This window comes from Pseudomonas sp. 30_B (genome assembly GCF_017491605.1).
Classification (GTDB): Bacteria; Pseudomonadota; Gammaproteobacteria; order Pseudomonadales; family Pseudomonadaceae; genus Pseudomonas.
The window spans coordinates 83,879-104,452 of record NZ_JAFGYY010000014.1 but is presented as its reverse complement, the minus strand read 5'-3'; the positions used below and the strand labels follow the sequence as shown (position 1 = coordinate 104,452).

Genomic DNA, 20,574 nt, shown 5'->3' with positions numbered 1-20,574 from the left:
TTCTGCTTGAGGTAGAAATACGAAGCCCCAAGGGTCGCTTGGGGCTTCTGTGCAGCGTGCGGGAAGCTTAGCGCTTCTGCTGGGTCAGGGCGCGCCGTTCGAAATCGATGATGCGCTGGCGGTAGTGCTCGATGGTCTGCGCGGTCATCACGCTGCGCTGCTCGTCCTTCAGCTCGCCGTTGAGCTCCTGGGCCAGCTTGCGGGCGGCGGCGATCATCACGTCGAACGCCTGCTTGGGATGGCGCGGGCCCGGCAGGCCGAGGAAGAAGCTCACGGCGCGGGTGCTGAACTGGTCGATGTTGTCCAGATCGAAGGTACCCGGCTTGACTGCATTGGCCATGGAGAACAGCACTTCGCCGTTGCCGGCCATGCTCTCGTGGCGGTGGAAGATGTCCATTTCGCCGTAACGCAGGCCGCTTTCCAGGATGTTCTGCAGCAGCGCCGGGCCCTTGAAGCCGTTCTCGTCGCGGCTGATGACGTTGATGATCAGCACTTCCTCGACCGGAGCCAGGGGCGCGGAAGCAGCGGCGGCCGGGGCAGCGGCGCGCTCCTTGTCCTTCTTGCGCTCTTTCTTCGGCTTTTCCTTCTCCAGCGGGGCTTCGTCCAGCGGGTTGGGGAAGTCTTCCTCGTCCAGCGGGCCGAGCAGGTTCGGCGCCGGGTCGTCCAGGTTCAGGTCGCCCTGGCGCGGTTCGCCACGGCGCTTGCCGCGCGACTCCTTGGCGCTGACCTTGGGCAGGTCTTCCTCGTCGAGCGCCGGCTCGCGGTACTCGACTACGCGGGACGGCCCGAGCAGTTCAGGGTTGCTGTCATCCCCATCGTCAGGCTGGTTGGCGAAGTGGCGATCCAGTTTGAAGCGCAACTTGCCCTTGCCACCCCGCATACGACGCCAGCCGTCGAACAGAATGCCGGCGATCACGATAAGCCCAATGACGATCAGCCATTCGCGCAGACCGATATCCATCTAATCCCGTAGCCCCTGAACAAAAAATGATGATGAAGAAAAGGACATCCTATCCCTTGAAAACGTGGAGCCAACTTCATGTTCTGACTGATGTTTTCCACGCGATACAAAAGTGGGCGTTAAGCTAACACGCTCGCACGCAACTTTACACTGCTTGTGGCGACACTCCGCCTGGTCTTTGCAACTTTTCACAGCCTATCGCGAGCGCGTCCGTGGCGCGATGGCTATCTCAATATAATCAATGCCTTACAAGAGTAGCTCAGTATTTCCAAAGCGCCTTGCAAGTTGTATCCAAATCAGGCTTCGGCCAGCGCCACCGCCTCCTCGACATCCACTGCCACCAGTCGCGAACACCCCGGTTCGTGCATCGTCACACCCATCAGTTGATCGGCCATCTCCATGGCGATCTTGTTGTGGGTGATATAGATGAACTGCACTTTCTCCGACATCTCCTTCACCAGCCGCGCATAACGGCCGACGTTGGCATCGTCCAGCGGCGCATCGACTTCGTCGAGCATGCAGAACGGTGCCGGGTTCAGCTGGAAGATCGCAAATACCAGCGCCAGAGCGGTCAGGGCCTTCTCGCCACCGGACAGCAGATGGATGGTGCTGTTCTTCTTGCCCGGCGGCCTCGCCATGATCGCCACCCCGGTATCGAGTAGATCCTCGCCGGTAAGTTCCAGATAAGCGTGGCCGCCGCCGAAAACCTTGGGGAACAATGCCTGAAGGCCAGCATTGATCTGGTCGAAGGTTTCCTTGAAGCGGTTGCGCGTTTCCTTGTCGATCTTGCGGATCACGTTTTCCAGGGTTTCCAGCGCTTCCACCAGGTCGTCGTTCTGGTCGTCCAGGTAGCGTTTGCGCTCGGATTGCTGCTGGTATTCCTCGATGGCCGCCAGGTTGATCGGGCCCAGCCGGCCGATGCGCGCGGCCAGTTCTTCCAGGCGGGTTTCCCAGATTTTCTCGGCGGCATCGTGCGGCAGGGTCGCCAGCACGCCATGCAGGTCGTAGCCGTCCTCGTGGAGCTGCTCCTGCAACGCCTTGCGCCGCACGCTCAGGGCCTGCCACTCCATGCGCTGCTGCTCCAGCTGGCCACGCAGCAGTTGCGACTGCTGCTCCGCCTGGCTGCGGCGCTTCTCGGCGTCGCGCAGCTGGCGGTCGGCATCTTCCAGGGCCAGGCGCGCGTGCTTGAGTTCATCTTCCACCGCCATGCGCCGGTCGAGCAGCTCTTCCAGGCGCATGCGCAGCTCTTCCAGCGGCGCGGCGCCCTCCTCCAGGTTGAGGTTGAGCTGCTCGCAGCGCTCGACCAGGCGCACGGCTTGGCTGTCCAGGCGCTCCAGCGCCTGGCGGGTGGATTCGTGCTGGGCGCGCAGGGAGCCGACGCGCACGGCCAACTGGTGAGCATGGTCCTTGTGCTGGCGGGATTCCTGGCGGATGCGGTCGAGCTTCTCGCGCATGCCGTCGCGCTCGGCCAGCAGCGATTCGCGGCGCTCGGTGTCCACCGCCATGGCGTCCAGGGCTTCCTGCAGGCTCAGGCGGGCTTCGCCCAGTTGTTCCTGCTCGATGGCGTGCTGCTCGGCCAGTTCCGCCAGCTCCTCGTCCAGACGGCGGCGGCGCAGGGTCAACTGCTCGACCTTGGCCTGCTGCGCTGACAATTGAGCCTTCAATTCGCCCTGGCGGCGGCCTTCGTCCTGCAGACGCCGGCGCACCTGGTCGCGGCCTTCTTCGGCCTGGCGCTGCTCGTCGCGAAGGCGTACCAGTTGCTCGTCGATTTCAGCCAGGCGCTGCTCCAGCGTCTCGCGCTCGATATAGAGGCGCTCCAGCTCCTGGCCGCGCGCCAGCACGCCACCATCGGCGGATTCGCCCCGACGCACGCGCAGGAAGTTGCGGCCGACCCAATACCCGTCACGGCTGATCAGGCTTTCGCCGTCACCCAGCGAAGCGCGCTGGGCCAGTGCCTGGTCGAGGGTTTCCACCGGGCGCACGCGGCCCAGCCAGTAGCTCAGGTCGACATTCGTCTCGACCTTGTCCAGCAAGCTGCCGGGACGGGAAACGGCGCCGGCGGCCAGATCGAGCAAGCGCAGCTCGCCCTTTTCCAGCGTGTCAAACGGCAGCCCTTTCACATCATCCAGCAGCACGCCATGCAGATCGGCGCCGAGCACGGTTTCCACCGCCAGCTCCCAGCCCGGCTGCACGCGCAGGCCTTCGGCGAGACGCGGGCGCTGCTCCAGGCCCTGCTGGCGTAACCATTGCGCAGTGCCGTCGCCCGGATCGAGCGCGGCCTGCTGCAACGCTTCCAGCGAGGCGATGCGGCCATTCAGGCGCTGCAACTCGCCCTGCGCCTGGTGCTGTGCGGCGGTGCTTTCCTGCAGGGACTGGCGCACGCGCTCCAGGCGCTCGGCCAGTTCCTGTTCTTCGATCTGTGACTCTTCCAGCAGCAGCTCGATGGCGGCGACCTGCTCGCTCAGTTCGAGGATCGCGGCATCTTCCGGATCGGCCGCCAGTTGTGCACGCTCGTCGTTCAGGCGGCGCTGGCGCTCGCCCTGGCGCTCCAGGCTCTGCTCCAGGTGCTGGATGCGCGACTGCTGGACTTCCGCCTCGCGACGCGGCTCGGCGCTCTGCTGGTTGAAGGCGTCCCAGCGCTGCTGCCAGTCCTGCATGCGCTGCTCGGCCTCTTCCAGGCCGACGGTGGCCTCCTCGGCAGCGGCGGCGCTGATTTCCTGTTCCGGGGCCAGCTGCTCCAGCTCTTCGGCCAGGGTGGCCAACAGGGTACGGTCGTGGCCCAGGTGGGATTCGGTTTCCTGGCGGGACTTCTCCGCCTCGCGCAGGTCGTCCTGCAACTGGCGCAGGCGCTGCTGGCCGTGCTGGATACTCTGCTCGACGCGGGCAATGTCGCCGCCCACGGAATAGAAGCGCCCCTGCACCTGATTGAAGGTTTCCGACAGCTCGTGGTGGCCGTCGCGCAGGCGCTCGATGCTGGCGTCGGCGCTGCGCTGCTCGGCGACAAGGGCCTCGAAGGCCACTTCCTGGTCGCCGATCACCTTTTCCTTCTGCCCGGTCTGCTCGTTCAGGTCGCGCCAGCGCAGGGCGCCGAGCTGGGCCTTGAGGGTGCGCTCCTCGGCCTTGAACTCCTGGTACTTCTCCGCCGACTGGGCCTGGCGGTGCAGGCGTTCCAGCTGGCGCTCCAGCTCTTCGCGCAGGTCGGTCAGGCGCGCGAGGTTTTCCTGGGTGCGGCGGATGCGGTTCTCGGTCTCGCGGCGGCGCTCCTTGTACTTGGAGATGCCGGCGGCTTCCTCGATGAAGTTGCGCAGGTCCTCGGGCTTGGCCTCGATCAGCTTGGAGATCATGCCCTGTTCGATGATCGAGTAGCTGCGCGGCCCCAGGCCGGTGCCGAGGAAGATGTCGGTGATGTCGCGGCGCCGGCACTTGGTGCCGTTGAGGAAGTAGGTGTTCTGGCCGTCGCGGGTGACGCGGCGGCGGATGGAAATCTCGGTGTAACTGGCGTATTCGCCCAGCAGGGTCTGGTCGGAGTTGTCGAACACCAGTTCGATGGACGCCTGGGTCACCGGCTTGCGCGTGTTGGAGCCGTTGAAGATGACGTCGGTCATCGACTCGCCACGGAGGTTCTTCGCCGAACTCTCGCCCATCACCCAGCGAACGGCGTCGATGATGTTGGATTTTCCGCAACCGTTGGGACCGACCACGGCCGCCATGTTGCTCGGGAAACTGACCGTCGTCGGGTCGACGAAGGACTTGAAGCCCGCCAGCTTGATGCACTTGAGCCGCATGCGCCCTCCCCCGGATGCTTAACGTTCGGCCAGCGCGGCCAGGACCAGTTGGCTGTTGCGCCGACTGTAGTCGAGCAGCACCTCGCGGATCGCCGCCTCGTCACGTCCGACCACGGCGCGAAGCAATTGCTCGAAGCTGCCGATGAACTGGCTCATTTCGCCTTTGCGGCGTTCCAGGGCCAGATGATAGGTGCGGCTGATGGCCGGCAGGAGGTTGTCCACGGTTTCCTGCAGGTAGGGGTTGGCGGCGAACGGGAAGGCGGCACGCATGATGTCGAAACTGGATTCGACGAAAGCATTGATGTCGCCGCGTTCGAGATTGTCCAGCAGGCGCTGCTGGATCGCCAGGAACGGCTGCAGGTCGCCCTCTTCGCGCCAGCGCCGGGCCACGCTGCTGGCGAGCATGATGTACAGCTCAGTGACCAGCGAATACAGGCTCTCGACGTGCGCCGCGGACAGCTCGGAGACCTGCGCACCACGGCGCGGCAGGATCACCACCAGGTGGCGGCGCTCGAGGATCAGCAACGCCTCGCGGACCGAACCGCGGCTGACGTTGAGGGTCTGGGTGACCTTCTGCTCCTGGATGCGCTCGCGCTCCTTGAGTTCGCCCCGGATGATGCGTTCGGCAAGGTGGTGCGCGATCTGCTCAGCCAGGCTGTCCGGGGCCTTGAACGTCATGGTTGTCCTTAAGAATCGAGGCGCTTTCGATGGGGTGCTGCGGCCGTGCAGTGTAACACAGGGTGTTACCGCACCATCCCCTCCGGCGGGTCGACGACAGAACGAAGGTTGGTGCATCCAACGGGAAGAACGGGCGCAGGATTGTCTGACAATCCTACATAAAGACGTTTCGGGAGTCGCCCATGTTCGCCTTCCTTTCCCCTGCCTGGATGCTGCGCCTGAAAAAGGCCGGTTACTGGATCTGGCTGGTGCCGGTGTTCGGCATTCCGCTCAGTTACTGGTGGTCGTACGGCAGCAACTACCCCAATGCCTGGGCCTGGCTGGTGATCACCGTGGTGTTCGGGGTGATCCCGCTGCTGGACTTCGTGGTCGGCCGCGACCCGGCCAACCCGGACGAGCTGGAGGAAGTCCCGCCCATGGAGCGCGAGGGCTACTACCGCTTCCTCAGCCTGCTGACCGTACCGCTGCTGCTGGGCATGCTGGTCTATGGCGGCTGGGTGCTGGCCACTTATGACGCCTGGAACTGGGTCGGCCAGCTCGGCTGGATTCTCTCGGTCGGCACAGTGATGGGCGCCATCGGCATCACCGTCTCCCACGAGCTGATCCACAAGGACCCGCAACTGGAGCAGAACGCCGGCGGCCTGCTGCTGGCGGCAGTGTGCTACGCGGGGTTCAAGGTCGAACATGTGCGCGGGCACCATGTGCATGTCTCCACACCCGAGGACGCCTCGTCCTCGCGCTACGGCCAGAGCCTGTATGAATTCCTGCCCCACGCCTACAAGCACAACTTCCTCAACGCCTGGAAGCTGGAGAGCGAGCGCCTCAAGCGCAAGGGCCTGCCCGCACTGCACTGGCGCAACGAGTTGATCGGGTGGTACGCAATCAGCGCGCTGTTCCTGGTCGGCTTCAGCGTCGCCTTCGGCTGGATTGGCGCGCTCTACTTCATCGGTCAGTCGGTGATGGCCTTCACCCTGCTGGAGATCGTCAACTACGTCGAACATTACGGCCTGCACCGTCGCCGCCTGGAAACCGGGCGCTACGAGCGGACCACCCACGAGCATTCCTGGAACAGCAACTTCCTGCTGACCAACCTGTTCCTCTTCCACCTGCAACGGCACTCCGACCACCACGCCAACGCCAAGCGCCGCTACCAGGTGCTGCGGCACTTCGAGGAAAGCCCGCAATTGCCCAACGGCTATGCCGGGATGATCGTCCTCGCGCTGTTCCCGCCGCTCTGGCGCGCGGTGATGAACCCACGGGTGCGTGCCTACTACGCCGGCGAGGAATACCAGCTGAGCGCCACCCAGCAAGCCTGACCAAAGCGTTCCACACCTTGGCGGCAAGCCCTACCCCGGCTTGCCGCCTTTTTTCTTTCTGCCACCTGGTCGCGACTGTGCTGCGCTCTCGTAGGATGGAGTGGAGCGAGGCGATACCCATCGATCAACGATCCAGCATGGGTATCGCCTAGGCTCCACCCATCCTACGGCCGCCCCCTGCAGGAGCGAGCCATGCCCGCGATCGCGCGCATGGCGCGCTCCTACACAAAACCCAACCACGTCACTCTTCACCCACAGAGAAACTTTCTGACCACTTGGACAGAATTTTTATTGACTCAAAAGTCAGCTTTTCATAAATTCATCATCCAGTGCCCTACCAAAAACAAGAACCCGCCTGGAGGCCAGCCTTGATCAGGTTCCTGCTCAACCGCGAGCTGCGCGTCGAAGACCGCCTCGACCCCAACCTCACCGTGCTCAACTACCTGCGCCAGACCCTGGGCAAGACCGGAACCAAGGAGGGCTGCGCCTCCGGTGACTGCGGCGCCTGCACCGTGGTCGTCGGCGAACTGGTCGGCGAAGAAGGCGTCGAGCGCATCCGCTACCGCACCCTCAACTCCTGCCTGACCTTCGTCTCCTCGCTGCACGGCAAGCAGCTGATCAGCGTCGACGACCTCAAGCACCGTGGCGAACTGCACGGCGTGCAGCAGGCCATGGTCGACTGCCACGGTTCGCAGTGCGGCTTCTGCACCCCCGGCTTCGTCATGTCGCTGTTCGCCCTGCAGAAGAACAGCGCAGGCGAGACTGCCGAAGATCGCAAGGCCGAAGCCCATGAAGCGCTGGCCGGCAACCTCTGCCGCTGCACCGGCTATCGCCCGATCCTGGAGGCCGCCGAGCAGTCCTGTTGCCAGAAGCAGCCGGACCAGTTCGACGCCGCCCAGCCGGAAATCATCGCCCAGCTCAAGGCCATCGCCCCGCGCGAAACCGCCGAGCTCAACAGCGGCGACAAGCGCTGCCTGCTGCCGCTGACCATCGCCGACCTGGCCGACATCTATACCGCCAACCCGCAGGCCCGCCTGCTGGCCGGCGGCACCGACCTGGCCCTGGAAGTCACCCAGTTCCACCGCGAACTGCCGGTGATGATCTACGTCGGCCATGTCGAGGAAATGAAGCGCGTCGAAGTCTTCGACGACCGCATCGAGATCGGCGCCGCGACTCCGCTGACCGACTGCTACGAAGCCCTGTCCCGCGATTACCCGGACTTCGGCGAGTTGCTGCACCGCTTCGCCTCGCTGCAGATCCGCAACCAGGGCACCCTGGGCGGCAACATCGGCAACGCCTCCCCCATCGGTGATTCGCCGCCGCTGCTGATCGCCCTCGGCGCACGCCTGGTGCTGCGCAAGGGCAGCGAACGCCGCGAGCTGCCGATCGATGAATACTTCATCGACTACAAGGTCACCGCGCGCCAGGAGGGCGAATTCATCGAGCAGGTGATCATCCCGCGTCCGCAGGCCAACCAGGCGTTCCGCGCCTACAAGGTCTCCAAGCGCCTGGACGACGACATTTCCGCCGTCTGCGCCGCGTTCCAGCTCACCGTGGAAGACGGCCGGATCTCCGCCGTGCGCACCGGTTTCGGCGGTATGGCCGCCATCCCGAAACGCGCCACCGCCTGCGAAGCCGCGCTGCTCGGCCAGCCCTTCAACAGCGCCACCTTCGAGCGTGCCGCGCAAGCACTGAGCGAGGACTTCACCCCGCTCACCGACTTCCGTGCGAGCAAGGAATACCGCCTGCTCACCGCACAGAACCTGCTGCGCAAGTGCTTCCTGGAACTGGAAGCCCCTCAGGCCGTAACCCGGGTGACCCACTATGCATAAGCCTCAGAAGAGCCAGGAAGAACTCGCCGAACTGTTCCGCGCCGACCTCACCACTGGCGTGGGCCGTAGCGTCAAGCACGAGAGCGCGCCCAAGCACGTCAGCGGCGAGGCGATCTACATCGACGACCGCCTCGAGTTCCCCAACCAGCTGCACGTCTATGCCCGCATGAGCGACCGCGCCCATGCGCGCATCACCAAGCTGGACGTGAGCCCCTGCTACCAGTTCCCCGGTGTGGCCATCGCTATCACCAAGGACGACGTGCCCGGCCAGCTAGACATCGGCCCGGTGGTCGCCGGTGACCCGCTGCTGGCGGACGGCAAAGTCGAGTACGTCGGCCAGATGGTCATCGCGGTGGCCGCCGACAGCCTGGAAACCGCTCGCAAGGCGGCCATGGCCGCAATCATCGAATACGAAGACCTGGAACCGGTGCTCGACGTGGTCGAAGCGCTGCGCAAGAAGCACTTCGTGCTCGACAGCCACCAGCACAAGATCGGCGACTCCGAAGGCAAGCTCGCCACCGCGCCGAACCGCATCCAGGGCACCCTGCACATCGGTGGCCAGGAGCACTTCTACCTGGAGACGCAGATCTCCTCGGTGATGCCCACCGAAGACGGCGGCGTGATCGTCTACACCTCGACGCAGAACCCCACCGAAGTGCAGAAGCTCGTCGCCGAAGTGCTGGGCATCTCCTTCAACAAGGTGGTCATCGACATGCGCCGCATGGGCGGCGGCTTCGGCGGCAAGGAAACCCAGGCGGCCGCTCCGGCCTGCCTGTGCGCGGTGATCGCGCGCCTCACCGGTCGCCCGGCGAAGATGCGCCTGCCGCGCGTCGAAGACATGCAGATGACCGGCAAGCGCCACCCCTTCTATGTCGAATACGACGTGGGCTTCGACGACGACGGCCTGCTGCACGGCATCAACATCGACCTGGCCGGCAACTGCGGTTACTCGCCGGACCTCTCCGGCTCCATCGTCGACCGCGCGATGTTCCACTCGGACAACGCCTACTTCCTCGGCAACGCCACGGTGAACGGTCACCGCTGCAAGACCAACACCGCCTCGAACACCGCCTATCGCGGCTTCGGCGGCCCGCAGGGCATGGTCGCCATCGAGGAGATCATGGACGCGGTCGCGCGCCACCTGGGAAAGGACCCGCTGGACGTGCGCAAGCGCAACTACTACGGCAAGGACGAGCGCAACGTCACCCACTACTACCAGCAGGTGGAACACAACCTGCTGCAGGAAATGACCGAGGAGCTGGAGGCCAGCGCCGAGTACGCCAAGCGCCGCGCCGAGATCCGCGCCTTCAACGCCAGCAGTCCGGTGCTGAAGAAAGGCCTGGCGCTGACCCCGGTGAAGTTCGGCATCAGCTTCACCGCCACCTTCCTCAACCAGGCCGGCGCGCTGATCCACATCTACACCGACGGCAGCATCCACCTGAACCATGGCGGCACCGAGATGGGCCAGGGCCTGAACACCAAGGTTGCCCAGGTGGTCGCCGAGGTCTTCCAGGTCGACATCGACCGCGTGCAGATCACCGCGACCAACACCGACAAGGTGCCCAACACCTCGCCGACCGCTGCCTCGTCGGGCGCCGACCTGAACGGCAAGGCCGCGCAGAACGCCGCCGAAACCCTCAAGCAGCGCCTGGTGGAGTTCGCCGCCAAGCACTGGAAAGTGACCGAGGAAGACATCGAGTTCCGCAACAACCAGGTGCGCGTGCGCGATCTGATCGTGCCCTTCGAGGAACTGGTGCAGCAGGCCTACTTCGGCCAGGTGTCGCTCTCCTCCACCGGCTTCTACCGCACGCCGAAGATCTACTACGACCGCAGCCAGGCGCGTGGCCGGCCGTTCTACTACTTCGCCTACGGCGTGTCCTGCTCGGAGGTGATCGTCGACACCCTCACCGGCGAGTACAAGATGCTGCGCAGCGACATCCTCCACGACGTCGGCGCCTCGCTGAACCCGGCCATCGACATCGGCCAGGTGGAAGGCGGCTTCGTCCAGGGCATGGGCTGGCTGACCATGGAAGAGCTGGTCTGGAACGCCAAGGGCAAGCTGATGACCAACGGCCCGGCGAGCTACAAGATTCCGGCCGTCGCCGACATGCCGATCGACCTGCGGGTGAAGCTGGTGGAAAACCGCAAGAACCCGGAGCAGACGGTGTTCCACTCCAAGGCCGTCGGCGAGCCGCCGTTCATGCTGGGCATCTCGGTGTTCTGCGCGATCAAGGACGCCGTGGCGAGCCTGGCCGACTACCGCGCCCAGCCGCAGATCGACGCCCCCGCCACCCCCGAGCGCGTACTCTGGGGCGTGGAGCAGATGCGCAAGCTGAAGCTGGCCCAGGCGGACAAGGCGCAGGCTCAGGTCGAGCCGGCGTGATGCAGTGACCATGGGGAGCCGCTGGCACGGGAAGACGTCCCCAATCCCGTCCTCCCCCGGGCCAGCGGCGCCCCACCCTTTCAAGAACCGTGGAACGCCGAATGCGCCCCACGAAATGACAGACAACCGTAGGAGCGGACTCCGTCCGCGATAGGTCCGCATCGTGCCGGATGCCATCGCGGACAGAGTCCGCTCCTACGAGAAGCCCACCCTTGAGGTTCGCAACGATGAACTGGATCAGTGCCCTCGCCGACCTGCAACAGCGCGCCGAAGCCAGCGTGCTGGTGACCATCATCGAAGAGCGCGGCTCGACCCCGCGCAATGCCGGCTCGAAGATGGTGGTCAGCGCCGACAAGGCCTACGACACCATCGGCGGCGGCCACCTCGAATTCAAGGCCATGGCCATCGCCCGCGAGATGCTGCTGAACCGTGAGCGCGAACCGAAGCTCGAGCGCTTCAGCCTTGGCGCCAGCCTCGGTCAGTGCTGCGGCGGCGCCACCGTGCTGCTGTTCGAACCCATGGGCCAGCCCCAGGCGCACATCGCCGTGTTCGGCGCCGGACACGTCGGCCGTGCCCTGGTGCCGCTGCTCGCCAGCCTGCCGTGCAAGGTGCGCTGGATCGACTCGCGGGAGGCCGAATTCCCCGGCTACATCCCCGACGGCGTGACCCGCGTGATCAACGAGGACGTGATCGACGAAATCGATGAAATGCCCGCCGGCAGCTACTTCATCGTCATGACCCACAACCACGCGCTTGACCTGGAGCTGACCGCGAAGATCCTCGAACGCAATGACTTCACCTACTTCGGCCTGATCGGCTCGGACACCAAGCGCGCCAAGTTCGAACACCGCCTGCGCGACCGTGGCTTCGCCGCCGACACCGTGCAGCGCATGCGCTGCCCCATGGGCATCAGCGAGGTGAAAGGCAAGCTGCCGGTGGAGATCGCCGTGTCCATCGCCGGCGAAGTGATCGCCACCTACAACGCCACCTTCGGTCAGGAGACCGCCAAGGGCGAGAACACCGTGGCCAAACTGTTACCCACGAGCCGCCGCGCCCGCACCGCCGAAAGCGGCGCCTGAAATTTCCGTAGCATGGGCGCATGCCCATCCCGCCCCGGCGCCTGCGAGCGCCCCGGCCCCGAGACACGACTGAAGAGAGATCGATGAGCACTCAAGCCAAAGCCTACCGCGCCAGCATCCTGCACAGCGTCGCCGACCCGGCCGAAGTCGGTGTGGAGAAGTCCTACCAGTACTTCGAGGACGGCATCCTGCTGGTGGAAGACGGCAAGGTTGCCCGCGTCGGCCACGCGGCCGAACTGCTGCCACAACTGGGCGGCGTCGACGTGGTGGAGTACCGCGACGCACTGATCACCCCCGGCTTCATCGACACCCACATCCACTACCCGCAGACCGGCATGATCGCCTCCTACGGCGAGCAACTGCTGGACTGGCTGAACACCTACACCTTCCCCACCGAGAAGCAGTTCGCCGACCCGGCCCATGCCGCCGATGTCGCCGGCATCTTCCTCAAGGAACTGCTGCGCGCCGGCACCACCACCGCACTGGTGTTCGGCACCGTGCACCCGCAGTCGGTGGACGCATTGTTCGGCGCCGCGCAGAAGCTCGACCTGCGCCTGATCGCCGGCAAGGTGATGATGGACCGCAACGCGCCGGACTACCTGACCGACACCGCCGAGAGCAGCTACGCCGAGAGCAAGGCGCTGATCGAGCGCTGGCACGGCAAGGGCCGCCTGCTCTACGCGGTGACCCCGCGCTTCGCTCCCACCAGTACCCCGGAACAACTGGACGCCGCCGGACGCCTGCTCAAGGAGCACCCGGGCGTATACATGCACACGCACCTGTCGGAAAACCTCAAGGAAATCGAGTGGGTCAAGGAACTGTTCCCGGAGCGCAAGGGCTACCTGGACGTCTACGACCACCACGGCCTGCTCGGCCCGCGCTCGGTGTTCGCCCATGGCGTGCACCTGTGCGACGGCGAATGCCAGCGCCTGTCGGAAACCGGCTCGGCCGTGGCGTTCTGCCCGACCTCCAACCTGTTCCTCGGTAGCGGCCTGTTCGACCTGGCCAAGCTGGAAAAACACAAGGTCAAGGTCGGCCTGGGCACTGACGTCGGCGCCGGCACCAGCTTCTCTCAGCTGCAATCGCTGAACGAGGCCTACAAGGTGATGCAGCTGCAGGGCATCAAGCTCGACCCGTTCAAGTCGCTGTACCTGGCCACCCTCGGCGGCGCCCGCGCGCTGGAGCTGGAAGACAAGGTCGGCAGCTTCGCCCAGGGCAACGAGGCCGACTTCGTGGTCCTCGACTACAAGGCCACCCCGCTGCTGGACTACCGCCTGCAGCAGGCCAAGACCCTGGAGGAAAAACTCTTCGCACTGGTCATCCTCGGCGACGACCGTACCGTGAAGGAAACCTTCGCGCACGGCCGCAACGTGCATCGTCGCGGTTGACCCCTTACGGTTCCGGCGCCGGGTCCTCGCTCAGGACCAACCCGGCGCCGGGGCCGCTTTTCTTTCTGCCCACCCCGGCGCATGCCGCGCGAATACCCCTCTGCAGGAGCAACTGTCTTTGGGCTATTCGCTGCGCTCACCCTTCGGGCCGCACTGAAGTGCGTTCAGCGCAAGCGCTGTCCCGCGTTCGCGGGAGTGACGGGGGAGATTCGCGCCCCTCTGCGTCATCCCCGCGAACGCGGGGACCCAAAAGAGCTGTTCCTGCGAAAACGAAAAAGCCCCGCAACTGCGGGGCTTTTTTTCTGCTTCGGCGATCAGGCCGCCGAGTCGGCATCCGCCTTGCTGCGGCGCGGCTTCTTCTTGCCGGCCAGCAGGTGCGAGAACACCGCGTGCAGGTCGCCGGAGGCGCCGTCCACATCCAGGTTCAGCTTGTCATCGATGTGCGCCATGTGGTGCATCATCAGGGTCACGGCCTTTTCCTTGTCGCCCTTCTCGATGGCATCGAGGATCTCGTTGTGCTCGTCGAACGAGCAGTGCGAGCGGCCGCCGCTTTCGTACTGGGCGATGATCAGCGAGGTCTGCGACACCAGGCTGCGCTGGAAGACCACCAGCGGCGCATTCTTCGCCATCTCCGCGAGCTTCAGGTGGAACTCGCCGGAGAGGCGGATGCCGGCGCCACGGTCGCCACGGGCGAAGCTGGACTGCTCCTGCTTCACCATGTCGCGCAGTTCGGCGAGGGTTTCGCCGCTGGCGTTGTCCACGGCCAGTTCGGTGATCGCGCGCTCGACGGTGCGGCGGGCGAAGAGTATCTGCCGGGCCTCGTCGATGCTCGGGCTGGCTACCACCGCGCCACGGTTCGGGCGCAGCAGGACGACCTGCTCATGGGCCAGGCGCGACAGCGCACGACGGATGATGGTGCGGCTGACGCCGAAGATTTCGCCGAGTGCCTCTTCGCTCAGCTTGGTGCCGGGTGCGAGGCGCTGCTCAAGGATCGCGTCGAAGATGTGCGCGTAGACGATCTCGTCCTGAGTGCCGCTGCGGCTCTTGCCATTGCGCGGCTGCTTCCTGATCTGTTGCAACTGGTCGGTCATGGGTGTCGAACCTTGATCAGCCGGAGTAGGACCGGCGCGAAATCCGAGGGGGCTGGCGAAGAGCTGGCGTCGGCCAGGTATTGGGCAACAGTGTACACAAAATGGCCACTATCGTGCAGCCATCCCGAGCGAGTCGTGATTGACACCAATGGCGCGCTGCCCGGCGAACACGTCCGACATCGTCCTGCGACCATTCCGAGCCTTTGCTTGTAAAAAACTTTCACTCAGGCACTAAACATTATTTGAAGTTTTTGTACACAACTGCATAATCGCGGCGTGACTTCCTGACTCAAGGGTCAACTAATCACACCCTCACAACTCTTTCCGTTAGCGCAAGGGACGCAGGTGAACCGGCCGACGGCAAGGGACCAACAACAAGAGCGTTGAGGAGTACCGCTGTGGAAAGCACCAAACAAGAACAACAAGCCTTTGTATCAAGCCCGCCTGCCAGCGGCCTGCTCGAACGTCTGTTCAAGCTCAGCCAGCATGGCACTACCGTGAAGACCGAACTCGCCGCGGGCCTCACGACCTTCATCACCATGGCGTACATCATCTTCGTCAATCCCAACATCATGGCCGACGCCGGTATCGACCACGGCGCCGCCTTCGTCGCGACTTGCCTTGCCGCGGCGCTGGGTTGCTTCCTGATGGGCCTGTATGCCAACTGGCCGGTGGGCCTGGCGCCGGGCATGGGCCTCAACGCCTTCTTCACCTACACCGTGGTCAAGACCATGAACTACAGCTGGGAGATCGCGCTGGGCGCGGTGTTCATCTCCGGCATCGCCTTTATGATCCTGACCTTCTCGCGCATCCGCGAATGGCTGCTCAACAGCATTCCGGTGAGCCTGCGCTTCGCCATGGGCGCCGGCGTCGGCCTGTTCCTCGGCCTGATCGGCCTGAAGACCGCCGGCATCGTGGTCGCCAGCCCCGCCACCCTGGTCCACCTGGGCGACCTGACCAGCCCCGGCCCGCTGCTCGCCGCCATCTGCTTCCTGATGATCGCGGTCCTGGAATACCGCCGTGTGTTCGGCGGCATCCTGATCAGCATTCTCACCGTCACCGTGGCCGGCATCGCCCTGGGCATCGTCCAGTTCGGCGGCGTGTTCTCCATGCCGCCGAGCCTGGCACCGACCTTCCTGGCGATGGACATCTCCGGCGCGTTCAACGTGACCATGATCAGCGTGATCCTGGCCTTCCTCTTCGTGCACATGTTCGACACCGCCGGCACCCTGATGGGCGTTGCCCAGCGCGCACACTTGGTGCGTGAGGACGGCCGCATCGAGAACCTGTCCAAAGCCATGAAGGCCGACAGCACCTCCAGCGCCTTCGGCGCGGTGCTCGGCGTGCCGCCGGTGACCAGCTACGTGGAAAGCGCCGCGGGCGTCGCCGCCGGCGGCCGCACCGGCCTGACCGCCGTGGTGGTGGGCATCCTGTTCGTCGCCGCGATGTTCTTCGCCCCGCTGGCCGGCATGATCCCCGCCTACGCCACCGCCGGCGCGCTGATCTACGTCGCCATGCTGATGATGGGCGGCATGGCCCACATCGACTGGAACGAGCACACCGAGACCATCCCGGCCATCGTCACCGTGATCATGATGCCGCTGACCTTCTCGGTCGCCGACGGTATCGCCCTGGGCTTCGTGACCTACGTGGCGATGAAGGTCTTCACCGGCCGCCACAAGGACGTGACCATCAGCCTGTATGCACTGTGCGCCATCTTCGTGGCCAAGTTCATCTTCCTCTGATCAGGCTGCGCAAGCTGTAAAAACAAGGCCCCGGCATCGCCGGGGCCTTTCGTTTCCATCGGCCGCTGGGAGACCGACAAGAATGTGCTGGCTGCCTCTCACGCGTCGGCGGCAGGCAATTCCAGCTGAATGCTGAATTCGCTGCCAACGCCCGGGCTGCTGCTGACATCGAGCTCGCCCCCCATTGCCCAGATCAGCTTGCGCGACAGCGCCAACCCCAGACTGCTCCCACCCCGTCGAATCTGCTGGCCGTCCAACGGTTGGGTGAAGGGATCGAACAGTCCGGGCTGGTCTTCCAATGCAATACCGACCCCCGTGTCAACCACGTCGATCCGGACACCGACCATGCCCTGCCCCTGTCCTCGCGCCTGAAGACGCAACAGGATCCGCCCCTGTGCGGTGAACTTCAGAGCGTTGTCCAGCAGGTTGCCCAGGGCCAGTCGCAGCGGCTGGGGATCGCACCAGACGCGATCATGCAAAGCCAGCTTGAAGTCGGCCTCCAACGCCAAGCCCTTGGCCTCGGCTGGCTCACGCACACTCTCCAGCGTCTGCTCCAGCAGTACGCGCAGGTCGACGACTTCCGGAGTCAGTTGCAGCCGGCCCGACTCCGCGCGGCTGAGCATCTGCAGATCACCCAGCATGTGCAGAAGGTTCTCGGTCAATGTGCGCGCCACCGTCAAAGGCTCGCGCCGACGCTCCGGGTCACCTTGATTCAGGGCCAGATCGAGCATTGCCATAATATTCTGCAATGGCCCCTGCAGTTCACTGCCCATGCTGGCAAGAAACTGGCTCTTGCCCCGACTGATCGACTCTACGCGCGCATTCGTGTTTCGCAGCATGCGAATCAGGTCGTCGCGCTGGGAGATGTCCACAGCACCTGTGATGGCGCCAACCAACTCTCCTTGACTGCTGTGGTAGGGGCGCGACCAGAAGTGCACGACCCGTCGCCCATTGCTCGTCTGGAACTCCACATCCTTATCGATCGGCTCGCCACGACCAATGACGGCAAGAAACCGCTCCCCAAGCATCTTGCCTTCATGGCTGTTGGCGAAGACTCCCATGTCAGCCAGGGTGCTGCCGATCACTTCCTCCCGGGTTTTGCCGGGGATGGTGTAGGCGGCCTTGTTGCAATAACGGATCCGACCGTCCAGGCCACGCAGGCTGATCGGGTGCGGCAGCGCCTCCAGCATGCTGCGCAGCAGATCGAACTCGACGCGCTCTTCCTCGCCAAACCCCGGCGCCTGCGCCTCCTCATCCTTTGCGCCACCCTCGACCAGACCATGCCGGCGGCCGATATCGATCAGCTCCACCAGCGACTTGGCATGCAGCTTCTGCATCAGGCGCACCTTGTAGGTGCTCACCGTCTTGTCGCTGATCGCCAACTGGTCGGCGATGGCGATGTTGCTCAGGCCTCGGGCCAGCAGTTGCAGGACGCTCAACTCGCGCACCGACAGCCCCTTGATCAGCTCGCCATGCCCCGCCTCTTCGGCCGCACTGACGCTACCCAACGCATGACTGGGGAAATAGCTGTGGCCCTGGGCGATGGCGCGCACCGCTTCGCGGACGGCCTGCGGGTCTTCCTGCTTGCTGACGAAGCCGGCCGCGCCGGCAGTCAGGCAGCGCCCGGCGAAGTATTCGGAGTCCTGCGAGGTCAGTACCAGCACCTTCACCGGCGATTCCTGCGCCACCAGGCGCTGCAGGACTTCCAGCCCACCCAGGCGCGGAATCGACAGCTCGAGGATCATCAGGTCCGGCTTGCACTGGCGCACCTGGAGCAAGGCATCGGGGCCGTTGTCCGCCTCGCCGACCACCTCGTGCCGGTCGGCCTCCATCATCAGCCGCAGCGCATGACGGGTCACCGGTTGCTCATCGACGATAAGAATCCTGCTCATACCACTCCTCGAAACAGATTTTTCCCCACTCCTTCTAGTCCAATTACTCTCAGTACGCCCGGGATTCCTACGCATTTCCCTAAACGGCGGGCAAAAAAAAGCCCGCAGTGTGGGCGGGCTGAGGAAGACTCCACGAAGAGTCCGGGAAGGTCTTTCGAACGACTAGCTACCGCGATAAGTGGAGTAGCTGTAGGGGGAAATCAGCAGCGGCACGTGGTAATGGTCGGCTTCGGAGGCGATGCCGAAACGCAGCACGACCTGGTCGAGGAATGCCGGCTTGGGCAGCTCGACACCACGGGCGCGGTAGTAGTCGCCGGCGTTGAACAGTAGCTGGTAGACGCCGGCGCGGAAGTCCTCGCCCTGCAGCAGCGGCTCGTCGCAACGGCCGTCATCATTGGTCACGCGGGTGGCGATCAGCTCCAGCTGCTGGCCTTCGACGCGGTACAGCTCGATCTTGATGCCATGGCCGGGGCAGCCGTGGGCGGAATCCAGTACGTGAGTGGTCAAGCGTCCCATGGGCTTCTCGATGTCTCCGGCGTCGCCGGCGGACACCTTCCTCCTCTGTCTTGTTGATTCGAATTCGGCGGGCTGTCGCACGGACAGCCGGCAAGTGCGTTTGCGCGGAACCGAATATACCCAGCAACGCGATCAATTGTATACAAAAAAGTGATCCATCCTTGCAAAAGCCATCTCTCGGCAACCCCTGTACACGAGCGCCAGACGCCTGCCGACCGGGCTGCAGACACCGAAAGACGCGGTCAGACGGGGTTACCCCGGCGATTCGTGCATCTATAGGAAAGTGAAACGACTGTTGTGCAGATTGTATTTACAGATCACCAAACATTTTGTATACAATGCACCCATCATCGGCAGCGCCTGGTCCATCGACTCCGCGCAGACCGCCAACCACAAGAAGGAACACTGCAGTGAGCGCCGACTACCCACGCGACCTGATCGGTTACGGCAACAACATTCCCCACCCCCAATGGCCGAACGATGCCCGCATCGCCCTGTCCTTCGTCCTCAACTACGAGGAAGGCGGCGAGCGTTGCATCCTGCACGGAGACAAGGAGTCCGAGGCCTTCCTCTCCGAGATGGTGGCCGCACAGCCGCTCAAGGGCGAGCGCAACATGTGCATGGAATCACTGTACGAGTACGGTAGCCGCGCGGGCGTATGGCGCTTGCTCAAGCTGTTCAAGAAGTACGACCTGCCGATGACCATCTTCGCCGTGGCCATGGCCGCCCAGCGCCACCCCGAGGCGATCCGCCAGATGGTCGCCGACGGCCACGAGATCTGCAGCCACGGCTACCGCTGGATCGACTATCAGTACATGGACGAGGCGCAGGAGCGCGAGCACATGCTCGAAGCCATCCGCATCCTCACCGAGCTGACCGGCCAGCGCCCGCAGGGCTGGTACACCGGACGCCTGGGCCCGAACACCCGCCGCATCGTGCGCGAGGAAGGCAACTTCCTCTACGACTCCGACACCTACGATGACGACCTGCCCTACTGGGACCCGGCGAGCACCGCCGAGAAGCCGCACCTGGTGATCCCCTACACCCTGGACACCAACGACATGCGCTTCACCCAGGTCCAGGGCTTCAACAAGGGCGACGACTTCTTCGAATACCTCAAGGACGCGTTCGACGTGCTCTACGCCGAAGGTGCCGAAGGCGCGCCGAAGATGCTCTCCATCGGCATGCATTGCCGCCTGCTCGGTCGTCCGGCACGCATGGCCTCGCTGGAACGCTTCATCCAGTACGTGAAGGGCCACGAGAAGGTGTGGATCACCCGCCGCGTCGACATCGCCAAACACTGGCACGAAAAACATCCGTTCAAAGCCCAGGAGAACAAGGCATGAGCCGCTTCCAGACCCTGACTCCGGCCAGCCTCGACCGCGCTGCCTTCGTCGCTGCCTTCGCCGATATCTACGAGCACTCCCCGTGGGTTGCCGAAAAGGCCTATGACCTGGGCGTCGACGACAGCCTGAACGACATCGAACTGCTGCAGCAGCGCATGGCCGACATCCTCCTGTCCGCCAGCCACGACGCGCAGCTGGCCCTGATCAACGCGCACCCGGACCTCGCCGGCAAGGCCGCCATCCGTGGCGAGCTGACCGCATCCAGCACCGCCGAACAGGCCGGGGCCGGCATCCAGGATTGCACCGCCGAGGAGTTCACCCGCTTCACCGAACTCAACGACGCCTACAAGGCCAAGTTCGGCTTCCCCTTCATCAAGGCGGTGAAGGGCAGCAATCGCCACCAGATCCTGGCTGCGTTCGAAGAGCGCATCCACAACACGCCGGAGCAGGAATTCCAGACCGCCCTGGCGGAGATCAACAAGATCGCGATGTTCCGCCTGCAGCAGCTCTGAGCGAGCGGACCTTCACACCCCTTCCCTGCGACGCAATCAAGGTGAAGGGA

At 64.4% G+C, this 20,574-nt stretch carries 14 protein-coding genes; 8 read left to right on the top strand and 6 right to left on the bottom strand.

Annotated features, from left to right (window positions below; translation table 11 throughout):
• Positions 1-67: 67 nt before the first annotated feature.
• The 3 genes from zipA to J5M67_RS16880 form a co-directional block, all read right to left on the bottom strand.
• Complete coding sequence (gene zipA, locus J5M67_RS16890; RefSeq protein ID WP_207886490.1) at positions 68-961, bottom strand: cell division protein ZipA; 894 nt, start codon at positions 959-961, stop codon at positions 68-70.
• A gap of 296 nt (positions 962-1,257) precedes the next feature.
• Positions 1,258-4,746: a chromosome segregation protein SMC gene (smc, locus tag J5M67_RS16885; RefSeq protein WP_207886489.1), complete on the bottom strand. Its 3,489-nt coding sequence runs from the start codon at positions 4,744-4,746 to the stop codon at positions 1,258-1,260.
• A gap of 18 nt (positions 4,747-4,764) precedes the next feature.
• On the bottom strand, positions 4,765-5,424 hold the full coding sequence (locus J5M67_RS16880) for a GntR family transcriptional regulator (RefSeq protein ID WP_207886488.1): 660 nt from the start codon (positions 5,422-5,424) through the stop codon (positions 4,765-4,767).
• Between the two features lie 182 nt (positions 5,425-5,606).
• Here J5M67_RS16880 and J5M67_RS16875 point away from each other — a divergent pair, with 182 nt between their 5' ends.
• The 5 genes from J5M67_RS16875 to guaD all read left to right on the top strand — a co-directional run bounded on the left by J5M67_RS16875 (position 5,607) and on the right by guaD (position 13,422).
• Positions 5,607-6,740 carry an alkane 1-monooxygenase gene (locus J5M67_RS16875; protein WP_207886487.1) on the top strand — a complete coding sequence of 378 codons (1,134 nt, stop codon included), beginning with the start codon at positions 5,607-5,609 and terminating at the stop codon, positions 6,738-6,740.
• 368 nt (positions 6,741-7,108) lie between these two features.
• Entirely contained in the window at positions 7,109-8,572 is a 1,464-nt protein-coding gene (gene xdhA / locus J5M67_RS16870) for a xanthine dehydrogenase small subunit (RefSeq protein WP_207886486.1), read from the top strand.
• Positions 8,565-10,955 carry a xanthine dehydrogenase molybdopterin binding subunit gene (gene xdhB, locus J5M67_RS16865; protein WP_207886485.1) on the top strand — a complete coding sequence of 797 codons (2,391 nt, stop codon included), beginning with the start codon at positions 8,565-8,567 and terminating at the stop codon, positions 10,953-10,955. Before xdhA ends, xdhB begins: the two co-directional genes overlap by 8 nt.
• A gap of 227 nt (positions 10,956-11,182) precedes the next feature.
• Complete coding sequence (xdhC, locus tag J5M67_RS16860; protein ID WP_207886484.1) at positions 11,183-12,034, top strand: xanthine dehydrogenase accessory protein XdhC; 852 nt, start codon at positions 11,183-11,185, stop codon at positions 12,032-12,034.
• A gap of 83 nt (positions 12,035-12,117) precedes the next feature.
• Positions 12,118-13,422 (top strand): guanine deaminase, encoded by a 1,305-nt coding sequence (guaD, locus tag J5M67_RS16855; protein ID WP_207886483.1) that lies wholly within the window; start codon positions 12,118-12,120, stop codon positions 13,420-13,422.
• Between the two features lie 314 nt (positions 13,423-13,736).
• Here guaD and J5M67_RS16850 read toward each other — a convergent pair whose 3' ends face one another.
• A complete protein-coding gene (locus J5M67_RS16850; RefSeq protein WP_152224415.1) occupies positions 13,737-14,513 on the bottom strand; it encodes a GntR family transcriptional regulator in 777 nt (258 codons plus the stop codon).
• Between the two features lie 398 nt (positions 14,514-14,911).
• Here J5M67_RS16850 and J5M67_RS16845 point away from each other — a divergent pair, with 398 nt between their 5' ends.
• Positions 14,912-16,258: an NCS2 family permease gene (locus J5M67_RS16845; protein ID WP_207886482.1), complete on the top strand. Its 1,347-nt coding sequence runs from the start codon at positions 14,912-14,914 to the stop codon at positions 16,256-16,258.
• A gap of 98 nt (positions 16,259-16,356) precedes the next feature.
• On the opposite strand, the gene J5M67_RS16840 is transcribed toward J5M67_RS16845, so the two are convergent.
• Both J5M67_RS16840 and uraH read right to left on the bottom strand, forming a co-directional pair.
• A complete protein-coding gene (locus J5M67_RS16840) occupies positions 16,357-18,150 on the bottom strand; it encodes an ATP-binding protein (protein WP_207886481.1) in 1,794 nt (597 codons plus the stop codon).
• A gap of 162 nt (positions 18,151-18,312) precedes the next feature.
• On the bottom strand, positions 18,313-18,666 hold the full coding sequence (uraH, locus tag J5M67_RS16835; RefSeq protein ID WP_152224418.1) for a hydroxyisourate hydrolase: 354 nt from the start codon (positions 18,664-18,666) through the stop codon (positions 18,313-18,315).
• Positions 18,667-19,076: 410 nt separating this feature from the next.
• On the opposite strand from uraH, the gene puuE reads away from it, so the two are divergent.
• Complete coding sequence (gene puuE / locus J5M67_RS16830) at positions 19,077-20,012, top strand: allantoinase PuuE (protein ID WP_207886480.1); 936 nt, start codon at positions 19,077-19,079, stop codon at positions 20,010-20,012.
• Entirely contained in the window at positions 20,009-20,524 is a 516-nt protein-coding gene (uraD, locus tag J5M67_RS16825; RefSeq protein ID WP_207886479.1) for a 2-oxo-4-hydroxy-4-carboxy-5-ureidoimidazoline decarboxylase, read from the top strand. The genes puuE and uraD overlap by 4 nt, the downstream gene beginning before the upstream one ends.
• The last annotated feature ends 50 nt before the right edge of the window (positions 20,525-20,574 follow it).

Bases quoted from the DNA above. Each gene is read 5' to 3' on its own strand.
- guaD (WP_207886483.1), top strand. From the start codon at position 12,118: ATGAGCACTCAAGCCAAAGCCTACCGCGCCAGCATCCTGCACAGCGTC.
- J5M67_RS16875 (WP_207886487.1), top strand. From the start codon at position 5,607: ATGTTCGCCTTCCTTTCCCCTGCCTGGATGCTGCGCCTGAAAAAGGCC.
- zipA (WP_207886490.1), bottom strand. From the start codon at position 961: ATGGATATCGGTCTGCGCGAATGGCTGATCGTCATTGGGCTTATCGTG.
- uraH (WP_152224418.1), bottom strand. From the start codon at position 18,666: ATGGGACGCTTGACCACTCACGTACTGGATTCCGCCCACGGCTGCCCC.
- smc (WP_207886489.1), bottom strand. From the start codon at position 4,746: ATGCGGCTCAAGTGCATCAAGCTGGCGGGCTTCAAGTCCTTCGTCGAC.
- J5M67_RS16840 (WP_207886481.1), bottom strand. From the start codon at position 18,150: ATGAGCAGGATTCTTATCGTCGATGAGCAACCGGTGACCCGTCATGCG.
- J5M67_RS16880 (WP_207886488.1), bottom strand. From the start codon at position 5,424: ATGACGTTCAAGGCCCCGGACAGCCTGGCTGAGCAGATCGCGCACCAC.
- uraD (WP_207886479.1), top strand. From the start codon at position 20,009: ATGAGCCGCTTCCAGACCCTGACTCCGGCCAGCCTCGACCGCGCTGCC.
- J5M67_RS16850 (WP_152224415.1), bottom strand. From the start codon at position 14,513: ATGACCGACCAGTTGCAACAGATCAGGAAGCAGCCGCGCAATGGCAAG.
- xdhB (WP_207886485.1), top strand. From the start codon at position 8,565: ATGCATAAGCCTCAGAAGAGCCAGGAAGAACTCGCCGAACTGTTCCGC.
- xdhC (WP_207886484.1), top strand. From the start codon at position 11,183: ATGAACTGGATCAGTGCCCTCGCCGACCTGCAACAGCGCGCCGAAGCC.